This is a genomic window from [Clostridium] ultunense DSM 10521 (genome assembly GCF_000511955.1).
In the GTDB taxonomy this organism is placed as follows: domain Bacteria; phylum Bacillota; class Clostridia; order Tissierellales; family Tepidimicrobiaceae; genus Schnuerera; species Schnuerera ultunensis.
Window position 1 is genome coordinate 586214 of record NZ_AZSU01000002.1, and the last position, 868, is coordinate 587081.

The following is an 868-nucleotide window of genomic DNA, read 5'->3' on the forward strand; positions in this document are numbered from 1 at the left end:
TTCTATATTTAGTTACATGATATTAATGAACATATTTTTACATAATTATATCATATACCTATGAAAAATCTACAAAAATTGCTAAAATCCTTCAAAAAAAGCAGAAGCTTGTGGAATTCTCCACAAAACTTCTGCTATTTTACTTTTTATTTAAAATTGTACCAAAGAATATAGTTCATCTTTCTGGTCTTGGGTAACTCCTATGTATTTTAATGTGATAGATTGAGAACTATGGTTAAAAGTGTCCATTATCAACCCAATATTATATTTTGACATTTTATAGGTCCAATATCCCCAGGTTTTTCTCAAACTATGGGTTCCAAAGTTTTCAATACCCAAAGCTTCGGCTCCTTCCTTCAAAACCCTATAGGCCTGTACTCTACCTATATGGCCACCTTTTCTACTATGGAACAAATAATCATTTTGACCTAATTGCTGGTTGCTTACATAATCGTCAAGGTTTTTACGGATTGCATTATTTAATTTTATCTTCTTTTCTTTACTAGTTTTCTGTTCTTCTAAAATTAAGTACTCCTTAAATTGACCATTTTCATTATAAACATCCTTCACTCTCAAAGGCAAAATATCGCTTATCCTCAATCCGGTATTTAATCCAAATTTAAATAATAGGCCATACTTTGGATCTTTACCATTTAGATAGTAATACATTTGATCGATTTTCTTCCTATTTCTAATAGGTTCTACAGTCAAAATAAAACTCCTTTCTAATGTAACAAAATAAGAGTAATATCTATTAATAAATATATAATATTATACCATAAAGCCATAGAAAACAAAAATATAAAAAGCTATAATGGCTAAAATAACAAATTATTAATAGCAATCTATATGTAACTAAATATAGAAA

At 27.9% G+C, this 868-nt stretch carries 1 protein-coding gene; it reads right to left on the reverse strand.

Annotation, left to right across the window (positions count from 1 at the left end; translation table 11 throughout):
• Positions 1 to 150: 150 nt before the first annotated feature.
• Entirely contained in the window at positions 151 to 711 is a 561-nt protein-coding gene (locus tag CUL_RS0105570; RefSeq protein ID WP_025640765.1) for a tyrosine-type recombinase/integrase, read from the reverse strand.
• Positions 712 to 868 lie beyond the last annotated feature (157 nt).